This window comes from Nonomuraea deserti (assembly GCF_004348685.1).
Taxonomy (GTDB): domain Bacteria; phylum Actinomycetota; class Actinomycetes; order Streptosporangiales; family Streptosporangiaceae; genus Nonomuraea; species Nonomuraea deserti.
Genome location: NZ_SMKO01000190.1, coordinates 1 through 21,217, shown reverse-complemented (window position 1 = coordinate 21,217; position 21,217 = coordinate 1). Strand labels below are relative to the sequence as shown.

The following is a 21,217-nucleotide window of genomic DNA, read 5'->3' as shown; positions in this document are numbered from 1 at the left end:
GTATAAGAGACAGGGCTCGATGAGCTCGCCGTCGACGCGGACCTCGAACGTGTCGGGCGCGACCTCGATTCTGGGCAGGGCGTCGTTGAGGGGCATCGCGGACTTGCCGCGCCGGCGTACGTCCTGGACGGGCGCCAGGCGGCGGCGCACGGCGAGGCGGTCGGCGAGGCCCGCGTCCAGGGCGGCGGGCGCGACGAAGTGGAGCGAGGTGGCGGCGGCCGTGACCGGCGACGCGCCGAACATGGGGCGGGGCAGCACCGGCTGGGGCGTCGGGATGGAGGCGTTGGCGTCGCCCATCTGGGCCCACGCCACGACGCCGCCCTTCAGCACCAGGTCGGGCTTGACCCCGAAGAACGCCGGGCTCCACAGTACGAGGTCGGCGAGCTTGCCGAGCTCGACGGAGCCGAGCTCGGCGTCCAACCCATGGGCGATAGCCGGACATATCGTATATTTAGCGACATATCGCCGAGCCCGCAGGTTGTCCGCCGGCCCTCCGCCGAGCGCCCCCCGCCGCCCCTTCATCACGTGGGCGGTCTGCCACGTACGGATGACCGTCTCCCCGATCCGCCCCATCGCCTGCGAGTCGGAACCGATCATGGAGATCGCCCCGAGGTCGTGCAGCACGTCCTCGGCCGCCATCGTCGCGGGCCTGATGCGCGACTCGGCGAAGGCCAGGTCCTCGGGGATCGACGGGTTGAGATGGTGGCAGACCATCAGCATGTCGAGGTGCTCGTCGAGTGTGTTGGCGGTGTGCGGCCGGGTGGGGTTGGTGGAGGACGGCAGGATGTTGGGCTGACCGGCCACGCGGATGATGTCGGGCGCGTGCCCGCCGCCCGCCCCTTCCGTGTGGTACGCGTGGATAGTCCGGTCGCCGATGGCCTTGAGCGTCGACTCGACGAACCCGGCCTCGTTCAGCGTGTCGGTGTGCAGCGTCACCTGCACGCCCGCCGCGTCGGCCACGCTCAGGCACGCGTCGATGGCGGCGGGCGTGGATCCCCAGTCCTCGTGCAGCTTGAAGCCGGAGGCCCCGGCCGCGAGCTGCTCGCGCAGCCCTTCGACGCTGACCGTGTTGCCCTTGCCGAGCAGCGCGAAGTTCAGCGGGTACGCGTCCAGCGACTCCAGCATCCGGCCGAGATACCAGGCACCGGTGACGGTCGTCGCCTTGGTGCCCTCGACGGGTCCCGTGCCGCCCCCGACGATCGTGGTGACCCCGGACGCGACGGCCTCGTCGAGGAGTTGCGGGCAGATGAGGTGGACGTGGGAGTCGACGGCCCCGGCGGTGAGGATCTTGCCGTTGCCCGCCAGCACCTCCGTGGACGGCCCGATGACCAGGTCGACGCCGTCCATCGTGTCGGGGTTGCCGGCCTTGCCGATGGCGTATATGCGGCCGTCGCGGACACCGATGTCGGCCTTCACCACACCCCAGTGGTCGAGGATGACCGCGCCGGTGATGACGAGGTCGGCCGAGCCCTCCGCGCGGGTGGTCCGCGCCTGCCCCATCGACTCGCGGATGACCTTGCCGCCGCCGAAGACGGCCTCCTCGCCGGCCCCCGAAGGGCCCATCGCGCGGTCCTCGGTGACCTCGACGAACAGGTCGGTGTCGGCCAGCCGGATGCGGTCGCCGGTGGTGGGCCCGTAGAGCGCCGCGTAGCGGGCGCGCGACATGTCAGCCATCGAGCGGCCCCGCCCACTCCGGCCGCAGGCCCGGCACGATCCGGCCGCCCGCGATCGGCACCAGCGTCACATCGCGCTCGACGCCGGGCTCGAACCTCATCGCCGTCCCCGACGGCACGTCGAGCCGCATCCCCCAGGCCGCCTTCCTGTCGAACTCCAGCCCCGGGTTGGTGGCCGCGAAATGGTAGTGGGAGCCCACCTGCACCGGCCGGTCGGCGGTGTTGACCACCCGCACCGTCACCCGCTCGCGCCCCGGGTTGAGCTCGATCGCGCCGTCGGGGTGGGCGTATTCGCCCGGGATCACGGGATCGGCCTGTGGACGGTGACCAGCTTCGTGCCGTCGGGGAACGTGGCCTCGATCTGCACGCTCTCCAGCATCTCCGGCACGCCGTCCATGACGTCGGCGCGGTCGAGCACCGATCGCCCGGCCTCCATCAGGTCGGCGACGCTGCGCCCGTCTCTGGCGCCCTCCATGAGGAACGACGCGATGACGGCGGTGGCCTCGGGGTGGTTGAGCCGCAGGCCCCTGGCCTGCCGCTCGCGCGCCACCCCGGCGGCGACGTGGATGAGCAGCCGTTCCTGCTCGTGTGAGGTTAGCCGCATGGCCGGACCATAAGAACCGGCCGTTTCCTGGGTGTTGCCGCGTGATGTCGGGTCGGTTTCGCCTCGCGCTGAACCGCCGTATGTCGGAATAGGTGCGCTTGTGAACGTCCGGCAATCGCCTCTTAACACGCGGGATCTTCCCGCGAAATCTCGCGGAGTCACCTTTCTCGCAGTACCGGTCGGCAGGAAGGAACGGCTGTGCGCATCCCCCGCCCGATTGTCCCCGCGATACTTGTCTTGTCCCTTGCGGCCTGCGGATCAGACGCCCGGCCGGCCGCCGACGCCAACGAGATCAAGGTCGGCATCCTCCACTCGCTCAGCGGCACGATGGCCATCAGCGAGGTCACCGTGCGCGACGCCGAACTGCTCGCCGTCGAGGAGATCAACAAGGCCGGCGGCGTGCTCGGCAAGCAACTCGTCCCCGTGGTGGAGGACGGCGCCTCCGACTGGCCCACGTTCGCCGAGAAGGCCACGAAACTGATCAGGCAGGACAAGGTCGCCACCGTCTTCGGCGGCTGGACGTCGGCCAGCAGGAAGGCGATGCTCCCGGTCTTCGAACGCTACAAGGCCCTGCTGTGGTATCCGGTGCAGTACGAAGGGCTGGAGAGCTCGCCGTACATCTTCTACACGGGCGCCACCACCAACCAGCAGATCATCCCCGGCCTCGACTACCTGAAGGAGCAGGGCGAGAAGCGGTTGTTCCTGGTGGGCAGCGACTACGTCTTCCCCCGCACCGCCAACAAGATCATCAAGGCGTACGCGGCCGCGAACGGCATGGAGATCCTCGGCGAGGAGTACACCCCGCTCGGCCACACCGAATACTCCACGCTGGTCAACAAGGTCACGCAGGCCGGGCCGGACGCCGTCTTCAACACCCTCAACGGCGACTCCAACGTCGCCTTTTTCAAGCAGCTCAAGAGCGCGGGCGCCACGGCGGAGAGCATGCCCGTGCTGTCGGTGAGCATCGCCGAGGAGGAGGTCACCGGCATCGGCGTGGACAACGTCGTCGGCCAGCCGGTCGCCTGGAACTATTACCAGACCACCGACACCCCCGCCAACAAGGCGTTCGTCAAGGCGTACAAGGCCAAGTACGGCCAGGACAAGGTCACCAGCGACCCCATGGAGGCCGGCTACAACGCCGTCTACCTGTGGGCCGAGGCGGTCAAGAAGGCCGGCACGACCGAGGTCGAGGCGGTCAGGAAGGCCGCGGGCGGCATCGCGCTCGAACGCCCCGAAGGCCTGGTCACCATCGACGGCGAGAGCCAGCACCTGTACAAGACCGCCCGCATCGGCATCGTCCAGCCCGACGGGCTGATCAAGCAGGTGTGGGACTCCGGCGAGCCGATCAAACCCGACCCCTACCTCAAGGGCTACCCGTGGGCGGCCGGGCTGGCCGGCCAGTGATGTCCGCCTTCGCCAACCAGCTGCCGATCGGGTTGTCGATCGGGGCGGTGCTGCTGCTCATCGCGCTCGGGCTCACGTTCACGTTCGGGCAGATGGGCGTGATCAACATGGCGCACGGCGAGTTCATCATGGCGGGGGCGTACACCGCGTTCCTGCTGGGCGACCTCGTGCCGGCGCTGCCGGTGGCGTTCCTGGTCGCCGGGGCCATGGGGCTGATCCTGGAGCGGGTCGCCATCCGGCACTTCTACGGCCGCCCGCTGGACACGCTGCTGCTCACCTGGGGCGTCAGCCTGGTGCTGCAGCAGCTCGCCCGCGACCTGTTCGGCGCGCCCAACGTGCAGGTGCCCGCCCCCTCGTGGCTGGCGGGAGGGGTGGGCATCCTGCCGTACAACCGGCTGTTCATCATGGGGCTGGCGGTGGCCGGGGTGGTCGCCGTCTGGGCGTACCTCACCCGCACCGGGCTCGGCCGCAGGACCCAGGCCGTCGTGCAGAACCGGCGGCTGGCCGCGACCAGCGGCATCGACACCGGCCGGGTGGACATGCTGACGTTCTTCATCGGGTCGGGGCTGGCGGGCGTGGCCGGGGTGGCGCTGACGCTCGTCGGGCCCGTCGGGCCGGCGCTCGGCACGTACTACATCGTCGACGCGTTCCTCGTCGTCGTGGCGGGCGGGCTGGGACAGCTGCGCGGGGCCGTGCTCGCGGCCATCGGGCTGGGGCTGCTCAACTCCTACGCGGAGTTCTGGTCGGACGCCTCGCTCGCGAAGGTCATCGTGCTCGCCGCCATCATCGCGTTCCTGCAGGTGCGGCCGCAGGGCATGTTCGTGCTCAGATCGAGGGCACTCACATGATCAGGAGGAACCTGCCCTTCGCGACCGTGGCCGTGATCGTGCTCGTGGCCGCCCCGCTGCTGCTGGAGCCGTTCCGGCTGAGCCTGCTGGCCAAATACCTGTGCTACGCGATCGTCGCGCTCGGCATCGGGCTGGCGTGGGGGCAGGGCGGCATGCTCACCCTCGGCCAGGGCGTGTTCTTCGGGCTCGGCGGCTACTCCATGGCGATGCACCTCAAGCTCACCGAGGGCGGCGGGCTGCCCGACTTCATGGTGTGGAGCGGGGTGGAGGAGCTGCCCGCGCTGTGGGTGCCGTTCGCCAACCCGGTCTTCGCCCTGGGCATGGCCGTGCTGGGGCCGGTGGCGATCGCGGCCATCCTGGGCACGCTGGTGTTCCGGCAGCGCGTGCGCGGCGCGTACTTCGCGATCCTCACCCAGGCGCTGGCCGCCGCCATGGTCATCCTGCTGGTCGGGCAGCAGGGCCTGACCGGCGGAACCAACGGCATGACGAACTTCTTCGACCTGTTCGGCCGGGACCTCGCCGAGGACTCCACGCAGCGCGGCCTCTACCTGGTGGTGGCGTCCGTGCTGGGGGTGCTCTACCTCGCCACCCGCCAGCTGGTGAACAGCAGGTACGGCCGGCTGCTCGTCGCGGTCAGGGACGGCGAGGACCGGGTGCGCTTCCTCGGCTACGACCCGGCGCTGGTCAAGACCGTCACCTTCGCCGCGTCGGCGGGCATGGCGGGGCTCGCGGGCGCGCTGTTCGTCCCCGTCGTCGGCATCATCTCGCCCGCCCTGCTCGGCGTGGTGCCGTCGCTGGAGCTGGTCGTCGCGGTGGCGGTCGGCGGCCGGCACGTGCTGGCCGGGGCCGTGCTCGGCGCCGTCGTCATGGGCTACGCCCAGACGGCGTTCAGCGAGCAGTTCGCCGACGGCTGGCTCTACCTGCAGGGCGCCCTGTTCATCCTGGTCATGACGCTCGCCCCGAAGGGGATCATCGGGGTGGCGGAGAGGTTGCGACGTGCTCGAACTACGTGACGTCCAGGTGGTGTTCGACGGCTTCCGCGCGCTCGACGGCGTGGACCTGACCGTGCCCGACGGCGAGCTGCGCTTCCTCATCGGGCCCAACGGCGCGGGCAAGACCACGCTGATCGACGTCATCACCGGTCTGACCAGGCCGGCGGCGGGCAGCGTGCGCTTCGCCGGCCACGACCTGGCGGGCAGGAAAGAGCACCAGATCGTCCGGCTCGGCGTCGGACGCACGTTCCAGACGTCCGTCGTCTTCGAGGAGCTCACCGTGATCGAGAACCTCGACCTGGCCGCCGGCTTCCGCAAGCCGCTGTGGTCGCTGGCCAGGCGGCGGAGGGGCGTGTCGGAGACCGTCGCTGAGGCGCTGGCCAGGACGGGGCTCGAAGAGCTCGCCGAACGTTCAGCCGGGGTTCTCTCCCACGGCCAGCGCCAGTGGCTCGAGATCGGGATGCTGCTGGCGCAGCGGCCCAAGCTGCTGCTCCTGGACGAGCCGGTCGCCGGCATGTCCAAGGACGAGCGCGAGCGCACCGGCGAGCTGCTCACGCGGATCGCCGACGACCACACGGTGGTCGTGGTGGAGCACGACATGGAGTTCCTGCGGCGGCACGCCTCGACGGTGACCGTGCTGCACGAGGGCAGGGTGCTCGTGGAGGGCTCGGTCGACCAGGTCAGCGCCGACCCCCGCGTGCAGGAGGTCTATCTGGGGAGGAAGGCGAGCGATGCTGTCGGTAACCGGCCTTGAGTCGGGGTACGGAAGGGCGCGCGTGTTGTTCGGCGTCTCGCTGGAGGTCGGGCCGGGGCAGCTCGTCTGTGTCATGGGCCGCAACGGCGTCGGCAAGACCACGCTGCTCAACACCGTCATGGGGGTGCTGCCCGCGGTGACCGGCACGGTCACGTTCGACGGCCGCGACGTCACCGGGCTCAAGCCGCACGAGCGGGTACGGCTCGGCATGGGGTACGTACCGCAGGGCCACCAGTGTTTCCCCCAGCTGTCCGTCCAGGGCAACCTGCTGGTGACCCTGGAGGCCGCCAAGCAGCCCAAGCATGCCGTCGACGAGGCCCTCGACCTCTTCCCCGCCCTCAAGCCGCTGCTCAAGCGGAGCGCCGGCCACCTGTCGGGAGGCCAGCAGCAGCAACTCGCCATGGCCCGCGCCCTCGTGACCAGGCCGAGGATGCTCATCCTCGACGAGCCGACCGAGGGCATCCAGCCGTCGATCATCCTGGAGATCGAGGCGGCCATCGAACGCCTGCACGCCGCCGGGCTGGCCGTGCTGCTCGTTGAGCAGTATCTGGACATCGCGCTGCGGCTGGCCGACACGTTCGTCATCCTCGACGGCGGGCACGTGGTGCGCACCGGCACCGCCGAGGACCTGCACCGCGAGGACGTGCGCCGCCTGCTGGCCGTATGAAGCCCCGGGCGCTGTGGGGGCACTTGCGGATGTCACTACGGCGGACTGTGGGGGTCACTGCGCCAGGAACGCCCGGGTGTTGGCGGCGGCCTGCCGGTCGCCGGTCGTCTCGAAGACCTCCAGCGCCGCCCCGGCCAGCTCGCGCGCCCGCCCGGTCGCGCCCTCCGCCCGGTTGACCCGGGCCAGGGCCAGCAGCGCGTGCGCGTCGAGCAGCCGGTCGCCGAGGCGTACGGCGATGCCCCTGGCCTGCTCGGCGGCGGCGCGGGCGGCCGGTTTGGCGGCCTGCGCCAGGCGTACCGCCGACAGGTCGAGCAGGGTGTCGGCCTGCCGGTGCCGGTCGCCCAGCTCCGCCAGGCGCCCCACGGCGGCCGCCAGCAGCACGCCGGCCTCGTCCAGCCGGCCGGCGCGGCGCAGCACCGCGCCCAGCACCCGCTCGGCGTCGGCCGTGTCGCGCTCGTTGCCGGCCTCCTTCAGGCAGGTGCGCAGCGCCCGCTCGGCCTCGTCCAGCCGCCCCAGCTCCAGGTGGACGCGGGCCAGCCGGCGTACGGCGTGGTTGACGTCGCGGGCGCGGCCCTGCCGCCGGACCATCTCCAGCGCCAGCCCCAGCCGCGCGTACGCGCGCTCCCACTCCCGCTCGGCCAGATGCAGGTCGCCCAGGTCCAGCAGGATCAGCGCCTCGCCCCGGTCGTCGGCCGACCGCCGCGCCGACTCCAGCGCCGGCCCGGTCACGGCCCGCCAGTCGTCGAGGAAGCGGTGGCGTTCGAGATAGGGCGCCAGCAGGTGCGCCAGCCGCCAGCACTCGTCGTCGAGCCCCGCCGCGTGCAGGTCGGCGACCAGGCTCACCAGGAACGCCCGCTCGGCCGCCAGCCATTCGACCGACTCCCTGATGTCCCTGGTGGCCACGGCCGTCGCCGGGTCGCCCGACACCAGCGAGAACCGCGAGGCCCGCACCCTGGCCAGCACCACCGCCGCCAGCCTCGCCAGCACCCCGGGGACGGGCTGCTCACGGGCGAACAACCTGGTCAGAGCGTGCATCCGATAACGAACCTGGCCCGCCACGTCGACCCCGTGCGTCTCCAGTAAGCCCGCGTCCACCAGCATCTCGCCCTGCCCGCCGAGATGCTCGGTCACCCAGTCGGCGAAGTCGGGCGCCGACAGCGCGCCGAGCCCGCGCAACGTCAGCCGGGCCGGCTCCGGCAGCCCGTCGAAGCCGATCGCGAGCACGCTGCGCACCGTCTGGTCGCCCGCGTGCAGCCGGTCGAGCCGCTCGTGCTCGTCCTCCAGCAGGCGCACCAGATAGCCGACGGTCCACTCCGGCCTGGCCGCCAGCCGGGAGCCGGCGATGCGCAGCGCGATCGGCAGCCCGCCGCAGAACCGCGCCAGCCTGCGCACGGCGTCGTCCGCCGCCCGGCCGGAACACCTCGCCAGCAGGTCGAGCGCCTCCCCGTCGTCCAGCACGCCGACGGACAACCGCCGCGCCCCGGTCAGCCCGCCCAGCGGGGAACGGCTGGTCACGACCGTCGGGCAGGACGTCAGCAGCGGCCGCACCTGCGCCTCTCCGGCCGCGTTGTCCAGCACCACCAGCACCTCGCGGCCGGCCGCGTACGTGCGGAAAAGCCGTTCGCGCTGCTCCAGCGACGCGGGGATCGCCTGGGCCGGGCAGCCCAGCCAGCGAAGGAAGTCCTCGAGCACCGCAGCAGGCGCCGCCGTCTCGCGCAGGTCGGCGTACAGGATGCCGTCGGGGAAACGCTCGCGCCGCCGCCAGGCCGCGTGCACCGCCAGCGCCGACTTGCCCGCGCCCGCCTGGCCGTGCACCACGACCTGACCGCCGATCACCTGGTCGAGCAGGGCGGCCCGCCCCGTGAAACCCGCCACGTCGGGCGGCAGCAGCACCGGCGGGCCCGCCGACACGTGCAGCGACGCGTCGTCGTGCAGCATGCGGTGGTAGAGCAGCTGCAACTCCGCGTCGGGCTCGATCGCGTGGCCGCCGTCGAGCTGGTCGCGCAGCACCGCGTACGCGGCCAGCGCGTCCACCCGGCGGCCGCTGCGGTAGAGGGCCAGCATGTACTGGCCGCGGAAGCGCTGCCACGTCGGATGCTGCCGGGTCAGCCGGCGCAGCTCGACCAGCAGTTCGCGGTGGCGGCCCGCGTCGAGACCGGCCTGCAGCCTGCGCTCCAGGGCGAGCAGCCGCAGCTCGCCGAGCTCCTCGCGGAGCCGGCGCGTCTCCGACCACCGCTCGCCCTCGGGGTCGACGTCCTCCAGGACCTCGCCCCGCCACAACTCCAGCGCCTCCTCGTAGGCGCCCTTGTCGACCAGCAGCCGGAACCGGTCGACGTCGAGCCCGCCGTCGCCGACGGCCAGCACGTACGACCCGGACACGGTGCCGATCACGTCTTTCCCGAGCAGCTGCCTGAGCCGGCCGACGTAGCCGCGGATCAGGGAGTCGGAGCGGTCACCTCCCTCGCGCGGCCACAACAGCCGCCGCAGCCGCTCGACGGTCAGCGGGTGACCGGCGTTGAGCAGGAACATGGCCAGCAGATCGCGGAGCTTGGGCGTCGCGGGCGTCAGATCCCGGTCGCCGTCGGCCACCTCGAGCGGCCCCATGATGCGAAAGTCCACACGACCCTTCCTTCGAGGATTCGAGGAGAGATGCCGATCAGGATGGCACACCGGAGCGCGTCAGGACGCCCACGCTCGGGCCGTCCGCACGATCTCCTCCAGATGGCCGCTGTGCGCGCCGTGCCAGTAGACCTGCCCGCACCCCCCGCACCGGCCATAGGCGTCGTAGCTGCGCCGCGTGCCGGCCGCCAGCAGCGGCTCGACCTCGACCTTGGTCACCTGCTCCAGCTCGCCGTTGCACGCCGTGCAGCGGGTCCACGGGCGCAGCGGCGGCGCGAAACGCTCCAACAGGTCGCGGAGCTGGTCGGCGGGGCGCGAGCCGCGGACGTACGCGCCCAGCCACAGCGCGCGGCGGCGCAGCAGCCCGCGGTCCTGCGTGAGCAACACCCGCCGCTCCTCGTTCGCCTGCACCACCAGCGCCGGATCGTCCATGTCGTTGTGGTAGGCGGTGTCGATGCCGAGCAGCCGCAGCCGCCGCGCCAGCGTGCCCAGATGCACGTCCAGCAGGAACCGCGGCTCCTCGGGCAACTGCTGCGGGCGCGGCACCGGGTGCACCTCCACCACGTCGCCGGGCGCCGGCTGGTAGGACGGCGGCACGCCCCGATCGCCGGCCACGATCATCGGGCCGACCTCCGTCAGCGGGATGCCGATCGACTCGACGTGGTGCCCCAGCGTGGAGGTGCCGTCGGGAGCCACCTCCTGCCACTCACGTCGCCGGCTCACCGGCAGGAACATCCTCAGCTCGGAGGCGATGCGCAGGCGTGCAGTCACAACACCCATTCTGGTGGACCGGACCACGGGAATTCATGCTGATATTTCCCGGTACGCGCTCACTCCAGCGGCGGATTCGCGTTCTTCGCCCGCTCCAGCGCCAGATCGGCCCACCACTGGCCGGCCTCCGGCGACACGATGCCGCGCTCGGGATCCTTCTCGCCGCTCGTGCCGCGCCTGCACCGGCCGCTCGACTCGCCCGCCCGCGCGACCCACAAGTACGCGTCGACCAGCTCCTCGCCCGTCTCCGTGGTGGGCCGCGGGCCGACGCCCCTGCCCGGAGGGTTGCACCACACCTGCACATCCTTGTACTTCTTCTTCTCCGGCCTCCACGAGCCCTGGCCGTTCCTGGCGGTGTCGATCACGAAGTGCGGCATCCTCGCCCGGTCCATCGGTGCGTCCTGCGGGCACTCCTCGCCGCCCGTCTCCAGCTGGACGCTGACGCAGGCCGACAGCGCCTTGCCGTACTCGACGCTCCCCTCCGTACGCTGGTATCCGGCGGTGTTGACGAAGAACCCGTCCGCCTCCTCGATCCCGGCCCCGATCAGCCGCCGCGCCATGACGTCGGTGCCCGGCCAGTAGTTCTGGCTGCCGTCGAGGTAGACGGCCGTGCGGGGGCTGGACTTGAGGCTCCGTACGGCCTGCCTGAGGTCGCGGTAACGCTGCTCGGGTGAGCCGTCCGCGTCGCACTTCTCCGTCCCCGGCAGTTTGACCAGGCTGGACGGCTCCAGGATGACCACCGCCCGGGCCTGGCCGATCTGGCGGGCGACGCCCCTGATCCACTCCTGGTACGCGGCCATGTCCTTCGGCTCGACCGGCAGGCAGTCGCTGCCCGGCATGTAGTTGATCAGGAACACCGGGACACCACCCGCCTGCTCGGCTGCCCTGATCGTGTCGTCCACCTTCGACCTGACCTCGGGCTGGTTGAGCCGGATGGCTTGGGGGACCGCGGCCAGCCTGCTCATCAGCTCCGCGTCCTCGGGTCGATCCTTCTCCCACAGCGTCGCCTGCTTGCTCGCGCCTGGCTCGGGCGGGGAGTAGAACGACACCTTCCCCTGGGCCACGAGCGGGTTGCCGGTGGCGTTCGCCGGCTGGGTCGCGTCCTGGCCCGTGGTGCCGCTCCGACCGGCGGTGCCGGGTGGGGTCGTGCCGTTCTGCCCGGCGGTGGGGGTGGCTCCGTACCCCGTCCGGGTGTCCGAGGCGCCACGGTCACGCCACATGAGCGCCGCCGACACCCCGGCCACCGCCACGACCACGGCCGCGGCGGCCGCCATCAGCCGGCGCTGCCCGCCCGCCGCCGCGAGCCGCGACACCCCGCGCCCTCGGGCATGCGGCTCCCCGCCCCCCGTACCTTCCGGACCGCTCTGACCTCCCACCCTTCCGGGACCGCTGTGACTCCCCGAGCCCCCTGAACCATCGCGACTCCCCGGACCACCGGGGCCGCCCGGACCTCCGGCACTTTCCGGACCGCCGGGAGTGCCCGGATTTCGGGAACTTCCCGGAGCGGCGGGACCGACTGGGGTGTTGTGACCGATGGGTGTGCTTTCGCCGGCGCGGATGCTCGGATCGGTCGGCCCGGCGGTGCCCCCAGGAGCGGTCGGCCGCCCGTCTCCTGACCCGGCACCCGGCAACTCCTCACCGCCGCCGGACCTGCTCACACCCGCAGCACCCGAGCCGGAACCGCCTGCCGTACCCGCATCCGCGCCACCAGGGCCGCCGCCCGCCGCACCTGAACCCTCACCCGGGTACGCAGGCGCACCCGCGCTGCCGCCGCCCGGGACCGGCGTGCCATGGCCGGTGGTGCTCGGCCCGGGGCGCGAGGCGCCGGAGCCCGGCACGGCCGAGGTGCTGAGGCGGTCCATCAGATCCTGGGCCGTGGGACGTTTCGCTGGGTTCTTGACCAGCGACGCCACCACCAGGTCCCGCAGCGTCCCCGTGAGCCCGCGCAGGTCGGGGGTCTCGTTGACGATGCGCAGCAGGACCGTCGGCACCGAGCCCGACCCGAACGGCGGCACGCCTCCGGCGGCGAAGGCGACCGTACAGCCCCACGAGAAGATGTCCGACGGCGGCCCGATGGTGGCGCCCGACACCTGCTCGGGCGACATGTACGACGGCGTCCCCACGATCGCGCTGCTCACCTCCGCGTCCGCGAGCTGCGCGATGCCGAAGTCGATGACCTTGGGTCCCACCTGCGACAGCAGCACGTTCGACGGCTTGAGGTCGCGATGCACCACCCCTGCCCCGTGGATGGCGCGCAGGGCCATGGCCATCGAGGCGGCCAGCCCGTCGAGAGCCGAGCCCTTGAGCGGCCCCGAGGAGCGGACGACGTCACCGAGGCTGGGACCCTCGACGTATTCGGTGACCAGGTAGGCCAGGTCGCCCTGGACGTCGGCGTCGAGGACGGGAGCGGTGCAGAACCTGGCGACGCGCTTGGCCGCGGCCACCTCGCGGGCGAAGCGGCGCCTGAAGTCGGCGTGCGCGTCCAGCCTGGCGTGGATCAGCTTGACGGCCACCTGCGTGCCGTCGGGGGAGCGGCCGAGGTAGACGACGCCCATCCCGCCCTCGCCCAGCCGGCCCAGGAGGGTGTACGGGCCCACCTGCCGGGGATCTCCGTCTCTCAGCGCCTCCATGGTCATAGGTGGCCAGGTTAGCTGCCCGCGCGCCGGATGATCCATGCGTCCGGCTCCACGCGTTTACACCTCCATACGCCACTGGTTCCATTCGTCGAAGAGCTCGAATCCCATGGCCTCGTTGATGGCGAGCATGTGGGTGTTGCTGGTGGCGTTCCAGGTGATGAGGCGTTCGGCGTGCGGCTCGCACTCCCGCAACCACAGCAGATTGCCCAGCTTGAGCAGCAGGCCGAGGCGATGGCCGCGGTGCGGGGCGAGCACCGTCGTGTCGGCCTGCTCGGCCCAGCCGTCGGAGCGGTCGCTGTCGAGGTAGATGCGCGTGTAGCCCGCCGGGGCGCCGTCGGAGTCGCGGCGGGCGATCGAGGTGTAGCAGGTCCGGCCGCTGGGGACGATGCCCTCCTCGCGGTGCAGCAGGCGCTCCGGGCTGAAGATCGAGTCCTCGACGCCGCTGTCGTGCGGAGCGTCGTTCATGCCGCCCATCAGCGTGGCGAGGTCGGATGCGAGCTCGGGGCCCGCCGGTCCGGCGAACCGTTCGACCCGGTAACCGGCGACCTCGGGGATCATCCGTTCGAGCGCCGCCCAGTCCACCTTGCGCAGGTCGAGCATGCGGCGGGCCTCGACGAGCGCCACCTTCATGCCGCGGGTACGCGCGAAACGGGCGCCGGTGCCGGTGGCCATGGTCTCCGCGAGCAGCAGGCGCCTGCCGTGATGGCGCAGGCGGCCGAGCAGGTGCCCGAACAGCTCCGTGCCGAGCCCGCGGCGCTGGTGCTCAGGCCGTACGGCGAACGGGAAGACCGTCCCGATATGGGTGTTGTCGAGCATCGGGAGCGACAGGCCGTAGCCGCCGGCGACCTTGCCGTCCGCGACGGCCACCCAGACCTCGGCCCGCCCGCTGGGGCTGTGCGCGCAGACGTCCCTGCGGAAGCGGGGGAGCCTCGGCTGAGGGCCCGCGTCGTCGGCGGAGGCGGCGGCCACATGGGCGTCGTACAGACCTGTGACCAGATCGTCCGGCTGGTCGTCGAGGTCGATCTGCTGGATCCGCATGCGGTCAGCAAAGCGCACCAGCGGCGGCCCGGCGACCGGTTTTCCCGCCGCCTACTGGCGGTAGTTCTCCACCTCGCCGGCCGGTCTGGCCGCGGCGTCGTCGGGGTCCTCGCCCGCGCTGCGCCTGGCCCGGCGCTGCCTGAGCAGGTCCCAGCACTGGTCGAGAGCCGTCTCCAGCTCCTTGATGCGCGCGTGTTCCTGGTCCGTGGTCACCTCGCCCGCCGTCAGCTTGTCGCGCAACTCGTGCTCCTCGCTGACCAGGGCGCTGATCCTGGTGAGAATCTCGTCGTCCCGCATGCCCAAGACTCTAATCACCCCGTGATAGAAGACGCCCTATGGCTGGTATTGCACTGGTAAGGAAGCCCGGTCCCCGAATCGCCCAAGGCATCGTCACCCACATCGAGCGCGAACCCGTGGATCACCGGCGGGCTCTCGCGCAACATGACGCCTACGTCGAGGCCCTGTCGGCCGGCGGATGGCGGCCCGTGTACGTGCCCCCCGCCGACGAGCTGCCCGACGCGCCGTTCGTGGAGGACGCGGTGGTGGTGTCGGGGCGGCTGGCGGTGCTGACCAGGCCCGGCGCGCCGGAGCGGCGGCCGGAGGTGGACTCGGTGGCGGCGGCCGTACACGAGCTCGGGTTGACGGCGGTCAGGATCGCCGCCCCCGGCACGCTCGACGGCGGCGACGTGCTGCAGACCGGCGCCACCCTGTACGCCGGCAGATCGGCGCGCACCAACGATCAGGGGATCGCGCAGCTGGCGGCCCTCCTCCCCGAACGCGAGGTCGTACCCGTGAAGATGAAGGGCGTGCTGCACCTGAAGTCGGGAGTGACCGCGCTGCCCGACGGGACGCTCATCGGCGATCCGCGGCACGTGGACCTGCCCGACCTGCTCGTGCCGGAGGAGGAGCCGGGCGCGCACGTGGTGCCGCTCGGCGGCGACCGCGTCCTGATGGCCGCCTCGGCGCCCCGGACCGCCGCCATGCTCGAACAGCGCGGACTCGCCGTGACAACCGTTGATATTTCCGAGTACGAGAAACTCGAAGGCTGCGTGACCTGCCTCAGCGTCCTCATCCCGGACTGACCCACCTCCCATCCACTTCCGGACGGACACCACCAACCCGACCGCCGAGCTACCGCCCACGACCCGTCTCCGCCCGATCCCCAGCTACCGCCCACGACCCATTTCCGGACGAACGCCTCGAACCCGGTTCCGCACCGAGTTCCGCACCGAGTTCCGCACCGAGTTCCGCACCGAGTTCCGCACCGAGTTCCGCACCGAGTTCCGCACCGAGGCCTCGCTCGACCTGCTTCTCAACATCCGAGACCCGGGACGGCGCATGGCGAGACGTCTGGTACCGTCGTTGGCATGCTGCGCGGCCTCCTGCTTAGCTGCCGCGGCGGGGGCCTCTAAGGCCGGCTCCCTCGCCGCGGAGCCTGTCGTGCGCGTCGGCCGCTTCCTTCCGTCCGACTCAGGAGCAGCGCCATGACCGCCCAGCAGCCCAGCCCTATGCCGATCCATCGCTACCAACCGTTCGAGCCCGTACGCCTGCGCGACCGCACCTGGCCCGACCAGGTCATCACCAAGGCGCCCCGCTGGTGCGCGGTGGACCTGCGCGACGGCAACCAGGCCCTGATCGACCCGATGGACCCGCACCGCAAGCTCCAGATGTTCGAGCTGCTGGTACGCATGGGCTACAAGGAGATCGAGGTAGGCTTCCCCGCCGCCTCGCAGACCGACTTCGACTTCATCCGGCAGATCATCGAAGAGGGCCGCGTACCCGACGACGTGGTCATCCAGGTGCTGACCCAGGCCAGGCCCGAGCTGATCGAGCGTACCTTCGAGTCGATCGAGGGCGCCAAGCAGGCCATCGTCCACCTGTACAACTCGACCTCCACCCTCCAGCGCCGCGTGGTCTTCGGCCAGGACAGAGACGGCATCACTGCCATCGCGGTCGAGGGCGCCAAACTGGTGAAGAAGCTGGCCGACGCGACCGACGTCGACGTCCATTTCCAGTACTCCCCGGAGTCGTTCACCGGCACCGAGCTCGAATACGCCGTCGAGGTGTGCGACGCGGTCACCGAGGTGTGGCAGCCCACCCCCGACCGCAAGGTCATCATGAACCTGCCGGCCACCGTCGAAATGGCCACGCCCAACGTCTACGCCGACCAGATCGAGTGGATGCACCGCAACCTCAAGCGCCGCGACTCGATCATCCTGTCGCTCCACCCGCACAACGACCGTGGCAGCGCCGTGGCCGCCGCCGAGCTGGGCTACATGGCGGGCGCCGACCGCATCGAAGGCTGCCTGTTCGGCAACGGCGAGCGCACCGGCAACGTCTGCCTGGTCACGCTGGGCATGAACCTGTTCTCCCAGGGCGTCGACCCCGAGATCGACTTCAGCGACATCGACGAGGTCCGCCGCGTCACCGAATACTGCAACCAGTTGCCCGTCCACCCGCGCCACCCGTGGGGCGGCGAGCTGGTCTACACCGCCTTCTCCGGTTCCCACCAGGACGCCATCAAGAAGGGCTTCGAGCACCTCGAAAAGGACGCCGTGGCGGCGGGCGTGCCGGTCGACGACTTCACCTGGGCCGTCCCCTACCTGCCGATCGACCCGAAGGACATCGGCCGCACCTACGAGGCCGTCATCCGGGTCAACAGCCAGTCCGGCAAGGGTGGGGTCGCCTACATCATGAAGGCCGACCACCAGCTCGACCTGCCGCGCCGGCTGCAGATCGAGTTCTCCAAGGTCGTACAGGCCCGCACCGACACCGAGGGCGGCGAGATCAGTCCGGCCGCGATGTACGACGTCTTCCGCGACGAATACCTGCCCAACCCCACCAACCGGTGGGGCCGGCTCAGCCTCATGGCCCACCGCCACGAGTCCACGGAAGAGCACGACCGCATCAGCGCCGACGTCCGCCTCGACGGCGAGATCCGCGAGGTGAGCGGCACGGGCAACGGCCCCATCTCGGCCTTCATCGACGCCCTCGCACAGGTCGGCATCCGGGCGCGAGTCCTCGACTACGTGGAGCACGCGATGAGCGCGGGCGCCGACGCCAAGGCCGCCTCCTACCTGGAGTGCGACGTGGACGGACAGGTGCTGTGGGGCGTGGGCGTCGACGCCAACGCCACAACGGCCGCCCTCAAGGCCATCATCTCCGCCGTCAACCGCGCCTTCCGCTGACCCACCCGCCCGGGCCCCTCCCCGGGGGCTCGGGCCCTCATGCGGCGAGCTTGCAGCCGTACACCTTGCTGTAGCGCTGTTGGGCGATGCGCATGAGCTCGATCAAATCTTTGATCCCATCCCTGCCCCGGGCGACTTCAGCCAGGTATATGTCGATCATCCGATCCTTACCGCCACACTGAAACTTCGCGCTTACTCGGTATGGCTGGTCGTCCAATGGGCTATTCGTAACGCGGGCTGCCATGCCATCGCCGAGGTCGGACGGAAGCGCTACTCCATCGTGCCGTGTGTAGATGTTGCGCCGGCCGTTCATAAGAAAGTCCAGATGCTCCTGGCTTGTCCTATCGCCCACTTGTAGCCAGCCCACCTCAAGTGGCCGAAGATTTGTGTCGGTGGTCCAGCAGTCACCGCTACTCTCACTGCCGCTCGATTCTTCGACAATCGGCCCGCTTATACCGCTCGCCAAGCGAAACGCTTGTTCAGGAACGAGTCTGCAGATATAAGGACCGGCGCCCGAGAGAGCTTGGAAGGTTGGAGCCGGTTCAGTGACGATGTCATTCTCCGGAGTGCATGCTGTTCCCAACAAGAAAGCAGCCAGGACCACAGGCGGCAATGAGCTTCTCATCCGCGGTCCCCCGAAGAGCCTGAGATCCGGAGATCGAGGTAGTCGTCCACTTCGCTGGTCCTGCGGAAGCTGCCGCCGAACCGATCGAGTAGGTCGTCACTCCCGCCTTTCTTTCGAACCCACTCAAGGAACTTGCTGTACTCTTGTGGGGTCATCTCGGCGAAAAGTTTGATTGTCGATGTTGTTCCGTTCGCGAAGATCTCATTTTTCATCTCCGTCTGGTCCAACAATCCCTTGTTTAGCATGGCAGTGGCGAGCATCTGCTCCGCCAGCCTCTCCACCGCCAGACGATTGTCCGCCAGCGTTCGGTGTGTCCCGTCCAGCCCTCGCTCGTGTCCGGCCATTCGGTGCACGGCCTGTTTGGCGATCTCGTCATACGCGGCTCCGGTGAACTTGTCGTACCCCTTGCTGATCAGTTCGCCGAAGGCGCCCGTAGCCAATCGGCCTACATGCGTGCCCCCTGGTACCGGTAGTAGTCCCAGCGCATCGCCCACCATGGTCTTCAGTGCCTCGTCCGCCTTCTTGTCGTCCAGCCCCTGAGCGATCAGTACTTGGCGGCGGCTCTCCACGATGTGATTGAAGGGCCGGGCCTCCGCCACTGTCCGGTCCGTCAGAAACTGCTTGATGTCGGCCTTGTCGACCCGTCCGTCCCCGTCGAAGTCGTACTCCTTGACGGCCGCCTGGGTGAATCCGAGTTGTTCGGCGTTGGAAGCGTTGAGGCCGACTGGAGGGACCGTGTCGAGTGCCGCTCGCATGTGTTCGGTTTGTGCGCGTATCAGCGCCTCGAACCCGGCGTCGTTGGAGGTGGCGAGCAGCAACGCGTAGGACATGTCCTGCGCCGCGACCTGCTCGAAGGTCGCGTGGTTCAGGTAGAGCCGGGAGAGCTGGTCGATGTTGGCCGAGATCGCCCGGGCGAGTGGGTAGCTCAGTGCGGCGTACCGATCGAAAGCCTCCCGGTTCCTGATTTCCAGGTTGCCGCTGTCGGCCTTGCCGAAGGCGCCGCGTACCTCGTCGGAAAGAATCTTCGTCATGTCGGCAGCCAGCCTCTGCGACGTGGCGTCCTGGCCGGTCGTCGCCGTCACCAGCAGGTCGTTGAACGGTGCGTGGTCCTTCGTGTAGAGGGCGGCTTCCCAGCGGGTGGTCAGCAGGTAGTCCAGGACGGATTCCTTCCACCCGGCCGGCGTGTGGTTCAGGAGGGCATGGGACGCTTCCCGGTTGGACTTCGCCGCGTGGAACAGGTCGTCGACCACGGACGACTGGGTCTTGGTGCCTGGCGCACCCGCCTGCGTCTCCGGTCGCAGCAGGGTGCCGAGGCCGAGCGCGCCGGCCAGGTCGATGATGGGGAGTCGGGTGCCCGCGAAGATGCGGCCCAGTGGATCCTTACTCGCCGCCCATTCGTTCTTCCGCTGTTCGTGCTCGTAGACGATCACGTCTCGTCCGACGGTTTCCATGAACTCTTTCGAGTACGGCGGCTTCCCGTCGTGGGCCCGCCAGATGAGCGCCTGCGCCTGGTAGCCCGAGTACGTCGTGCCGGCCGTCTTGTGCTGGGCCCGGCCCTGCTGCACCAGTTGCTTGAGGAAACCGGCGCCCGAGTATGCCGCATCCTTCGGATCCGTTCCTTTGGCCAGGGCGGCGCTCAGTATGCGCAGCGCCTTGCTGCCACCGCCGGAGAGCTGAGCCACGCGTTCGGAGTCGCCGTGGGCCTTGGCGTCGCGCAACTGCGCGGCGATCGAGCCGGGCAGGCGCGTCACGCCATGGGCTCCGAGCGTGCCGAGGAACGCCTTGACGAACTCCGCATCCCCTCCCCGTGACGCGTACTTCTCCAGCTCGGCCAGCGCCGTGGAGTCGCCGTCCGCGGCCTTCAGCGCGGCACGGCCGGCGAGCGTGCCGTCGAGCAACCCTTTGGCCGCGTCCAGAGCGTCGGGCATCTCGAGGAAGCTCCCGGTGGGCGTGCTCCTGCCGAAGGTGATCTTCTGCCGCTGGAGCTCGTAGACGAGTTTCTGTCGTCGCCGTAGGTCCTCGGCCTGCGTGGTGACTCGCCCGGCCAGCGCACGCAGGCGCGCCGCCGGAGCAGTGTCGAGTCCGGCGCTCCGCAACTCGCCGTGCAGGGCCTGCGCCAGCTCCTCGAGCCGTCGGGCGGCTTCGGCGTGCTTGCTCGTCATCGTGTCGAAATCGGGCTGCTTGACCCCGGTGAACTCGGTCATGGCTTGTCCGGGATGGACGCCAGCTTCTGGTTCGCGCTGTGGACGGCCTGCCTGAGCATGTCGCGCAGCTCTTGCTGGTCGGCGTGGAGCTGGGCGTCGAACCGGCCGCCCGTCGGCCCCACCCACGCGTCCTTCTCCATCAGGCGGCAGGACGGATCGAGCGACCACCAGTGCTCGTCGGACAGCCGCTGGATCCGCTGCGCCACGGCACGCATCGCCTCGCGATCGAGGTCAGCCACGATGATCCTCTCGCACGGTTCGCTGCGCCAGAACAGGTCAGGAGGCGGCACGTCGCCCGCATCATTCGCACGGTAATCAACAGCACATCAACAAAACAAGTCGAACGCCGGTGAAAGGTATGGCGCGTTCACGGTTTGCCGTTAGATGGGGTGTTTCGCCTGGCTGGAGCCAGTTTCGCTTCAGGAGGGTGGCGGAGCGCGAAGTCAATGGTGCGATTCGGCAAATATGCGATATTACACTGACTCTGTCAGATAGTCATGTGACGTGCTGATGGACCTCGACCGGAATAGTGGCCTCGATCCCGTGGCGGCGAAGGCAACGGCCCCGTCCGTCAGGGGGGAACCCCCCTCGCTCCCCAGCCGTTCGCGGTCGACATTATTCCCGGGGAGAAACATGCCAGACGCAGGGAGAAGGAACCACACCCGGGCGCGGGCGGTGACCTGCATGAACGTCAGCTGTGTGTCACTATGCTGACCGTCAAAACCTTGCACCCGCCCGCCGGCGCGGGTTGCCATTCCCAGCTTCGCAAAGGCAGGAATGCGGTGAACGAAGAGGTACGGATCCTCGCCCTGATCACGCGTCTCCGGGCGCTCGAGGCGAGCACGCATACCGGAGACGGCAGCTCCACGATGACCGACATCGCCCAAGTGCAGGCGGATATCGCCGACATGCGGGCCGAGATGAGACTTAATTTCGCGGTTCTCCGCGATGAACTTGCCGGCCTCCGCCGCCACATGGACAGCTGCTTTGGGTCACGTCCACGGGCGTGGTGTATGAATCGATCTTCGCGTGATCCTGTTTCTGCAGGTTAAGCGGTAAGTGTCTGCGGGATCGGATTCGGGGACGGTGTGTCGCCGGCGATGAGCCGGACGCGGGCTTTGGCCAGGATGTCCAGGCCCATATAGCGGCGGGCTTCGACCCATTCGTCGGTCTGTTCAGCCAGCACGGCGCCGA

At 69.9% G+C, this 21,217-nt stretch carries 18 protein-coding genes and 1 pseudogene; 7 read left to right on the top strand and 12 right to left on the bottom strand.

The window, feature by feature from the left end:
* The 3 genes from E1292_RS41195 to E1292_RS41185 all read right to left on the bottom strand — a co-directional run.
* The coding region (locus tag E1292_RS41195; protein ID WP_132604569.1) for an urease subunit alpha at positions 1-1,674 on the bottom strand (1,674 nt) is incomplete at its 3' end.
* Positions 1,667-1,978, bottom strand: coding sequence for an urease subunit beta (locus E1292_RS41190; protein ID WP_132604566.1), 312 nt, complete (start codon positions 1,976-1,978; stop codon positions 1,667-1,669). The genes E1292_RS41195 and E1292_RS41190, both read right to left, overlap by 8 nt.
* Positions 1,975-2,277: an urease subunit gamma gene (locus tag E1292_RS41185; protein WP_132604563.1), complete on the bottom strand. Its 303-nt coding sequence runs from the start codon at positions 2,275-2,277 to the stop codon at positions 1,975-1,977. Before E1292_RS41185 ends, E1292_RS41190 begins: the two co-directional genes overlap by 4 nt.
* A gap of 237 nt (positions 2,278-2,514) precedes the next feature.
* Between E1292_RS41185 and urtA the strand changes: the two genes are divergently transcribed.
* From urtA to urtE, 5 genes are read left to right on the top strand one after another with little or no spacing between them, the layout of a single operon-like run.
* Positions 2,515-3,681: an urea ABC transporter substrate-binding protein gene (gene urtA, locus E1292_RS41180; RefSeq protein ID WP_246090685.1), complete on the top strand. Its 1,167-nt coding sequence runs from the start codon at positions 2,515-2,517 to the stop codon at positions 3,679-3,681.
* Positions 3,681-4,529 (top strand): urea ABC transporter permease subunit UrtB, encoded by an 849-nt coding sequence (gene urtB / locus E1292_RS41175; protein ID WP_132604556.1) that lies wholly within the window; start codon positions 3,681-3,683, stop codon positions 4,527-4,529. The genes urtA and urtB overlap by 1 nt, the downstream gene beginning before the upstream one ends.
* A complete protein-coding gene (gene urtC / locus E1292_RS41170) occupies positions 4,526-5,542 on the top strand; it encodes an urea ABC transporter permease subunit UrtC (RefSeq protein ID WP_132604553.1) in 1,017 nt (338 codons plus the stop codon). Before urtB ends, urtC begins: the two co-directional genes overlap by 4 nt.
* Complete coding sequence (urtD, locus tag E1292_RS41165; RefSeq protein WP_132604550.1) at positions 5,526-6,275, top strand: urea ABC transporter ATP-binding protein UrtD; 750 nt, start codon at positions 5,526-5,528, stop codon at positions 6,273-6,275. Before urtC ends, urtD begins: the two co-directional genes overlap by 17 nt.
* Positions 6,253-6,942, top strand: a complete 690-nt coding sequence (urtE, locus tag E1292_RS41160; RefSeq protein ID WP_132604547.1) for an urea ABC transporter ATP-binding subunit UrtE — start codon at positions 6,253-6,255, stop codon at positions 6,940-6,942. The genes urtD and urtE overlap by 23 nt, the downstream gene beginning before the upstream one ends.
* Before the next feature lie 54 nt (positions 6,943-6,996).
* Here the strand turns inward: urtE and E1292_RS55255 are convergent, their stop codons facing one another.
* From E1292_RS55255 to E1292_RS41135, 5 genes are read right to left on the bottom strand one after another with little or no spacing between them, the layout of a single operon-like run.
* Positions 6,997-9,561: an AfsR/SARP family transcriptional regulator gene (locus E1292_RS55255; RefSeq protein WP_132604544.1), complete on the bottom strand. Its 2,565-nt coding sequence runs from the start codon at positions 9,559-9,561 to the stop codon at positions 6,997-6,999.
* 60 nt (positions 9,562-9,621) lie between these two features.
* Positions 9,622-10,341, bottom strand: a complete 720-nt coding sequence (locus tag E1292_RS41150) for a Mut7-C RNAse domain-containing protein (RefSeq protein WP_132604541.1) — start codon at positions 10,339-10,341, stop codon at positions 9,622-9,624.
* Positions 10,342-10,391: 50 nt separating this feature from the next.
* Positions 10,392-12,968 (bottom strand): glycoside hydrolase family 6 protein, encoded by a 2,577-nt coding sequence (locus E1292_RS41145; protein WP_165975003.1) that lies wholly within the window; start codon positions 12,966-12,968, stop codon positions 10,392-10,394.
* 57 nt (positions 12,969-13,025) lie between these two features.
* Entirely contained in the window at positions 13,026-14,006 is a 981-nt protein-coding gene (locus tag E1292_RS41140; RefSeq protein ID WP_132604535.1) for a GNAT family N-acetyltransferase, read from the bottom strand.
* A 51-nt stretch (positions 14,007-14,057) separates the two neighbouring features.
* Positions 14,058-14,303 (bottom strand): DUF2630 family protein, encoded by a 246-nt coding sequence (locus tag E1292_RS41135; RefSeq protein ID WP_132604532.1) that lies wholly within the window; start codon positions 14,301-14,303, stop codon positions 14,058-14,060.
* Positions 14,304-14,341: 38 nt separating this feature from the next.
* Between E1292_RS41135 and ddaH the strand changes: the two genes are divergently transcribed.
* A complete protein-coding gene (gene ddaH / locus E1292_RS41130) occupies positions 14,342-15,088 on the top strand; it encodes a dimethylargininase (protein ID WP_132604529.1) in 747 nt (248 codons plus the stop codon).
* 402 nt (positions 15,089-15,490) lie between these two features.
* Positions 15,491-17,194: a 2-isopropylmalate synthase gene (gene leuA / locus E1292_RS41125; protein WP_132604526.1), complete on the top strand. Its 1,704-nt coding sequence runs from the start codon at positions 15,491-15,493 to the stop codon at positions 17,192-17,194.
* Between the two features lie 37 nt (positions 17,195-17,231).
* On the opposite strand, the gene E1292_RS55250 is transcribed toward leuA, so the two are convergent.
* The 4 genes and pseudogenes from E1292_RS55250 to E1292_RS41110 all read right to left on the bottom strand — a co-directional run.
* Positions 17,232-17,354: a hypothetical protein gene (locus E1292_RS55250; RefSeq protein ID WP_281284135.1), complete on the bottom strand. Its 123-nt coding sequence runs from the start codon at positions 17,352-17,354 to the stop codon at positions 17,232-17,234.
* Between the two features lie 461 nt (positions 17,355-17,815).
* Positions 17,816-20,023 (bottom strand): hypothetical protein, encoded by a 2,208-nt coding sequence (locus E1292_RS41120; protein ID WP_132604523.1) that lies wholly within the window; start codon positions 20,021-20,023, stop codon positions 17,816-17,818.
* The gene (locus E1292_RS41115) at positions 20,020-20,262 is read right to left on the bottom strand and encodes a hypothetical protein (protein WP_132604521.1); all 243 of its coding nucleotides are present in this window, start codon (positions 20,260-20,262) and stop codon (positions 20,020-20,022) included. Before E1292_RS41115 ends, E1292_RS41120 begins: the two co-directional genes overlap by 4 nt.
* A gap of 809 nt (positions 20,263-21,071) precedes the next feature.
* A pseudogene (locus E1292_RS41110) lies at positions 21,072-21,217 on the bottom strand (IS256 family transposase); the annotation flags it as partial.

Coding starts and splice junctions, on each gene's coding strand:
- E1292_RS41185 (WP_132604563.1), bottom strand. CDS start 2,277: ATGCGGCTAACCTCACACGAGCAGGAACGGCTGCTCATCCACGTCGCC.
- urtB (WP_132604556.1), top strand. CDS start 3,681: ATGTCCGCCTTCGCCAACCAGCTGCCGATCGGGTTGTCGATCGGGGCG.
- urtC (WP_132604553.1), top strand. CDS start 4,526: ATGATCAGGAGGAACCTGCCCTTCGCGACCGTGGCCGTGATCGTGCTC.
- urtE (WP_132604547.1), top strand. CDS start 6,253: ATGCTGTCGGTAACCGGCCTTGAGTCGGGGTACGGAAGGGCGCGCGTG.
- E1292_RS41150 (WP_132604541.1), bottom strand. CDS start 10,341: ATGGGTGTTGTGACTGCACGCCTGCGCATCGCCTCCGAGCTGAGGATG.
- E1292_RS41145 (WP_165975003.1), bottom strand. CDS start 12,968: ATGACCATGGAGGCGCTGAGAGACGGAGATCCCCGGCAGGTGGGCCCG.
- E1292_RS41140 (WP_132604535.1), bottom strand. CDS start 14,006: ATGCGGATCCAGCAGATCGACCTCGACGACCAGCCGGACGATCTGGTC.
- E1292_RS41135 (WP_132604532.1), bottom strand. CDS start 14,303: ATGCGGGACGACGAGATTCTCACCAGGATCAGCGCCCTGGTCAGCGAG.
- ddaH (WP_132604529.1), top strand. CDS start 14,342: ATGGCTGGTATTGCACTGGTAAGGAAGCCCGGTCCCCGAATCGCCCAA.
- leuA (WP_132604526.1), top strand. CDS start 15,491: ATGACCGCCCAGCAGCCCAGCCCTATGCCGATCCATCGCTACCAACCG.
- E1292_RS55250 (WP_281284135.1), bottom strand. CDS start 17,354: ATGATCGACATATACCTGGCTGAAGTCGCCCGGGGCAGGGATGGGATC.
- E1292_RS41120 (WP_132604523.1), bottom strand. CDS start 20,023: ATGACCGAGTTCACCGGGGTCAAGCAGCCCGATTTCGACACGATGACG.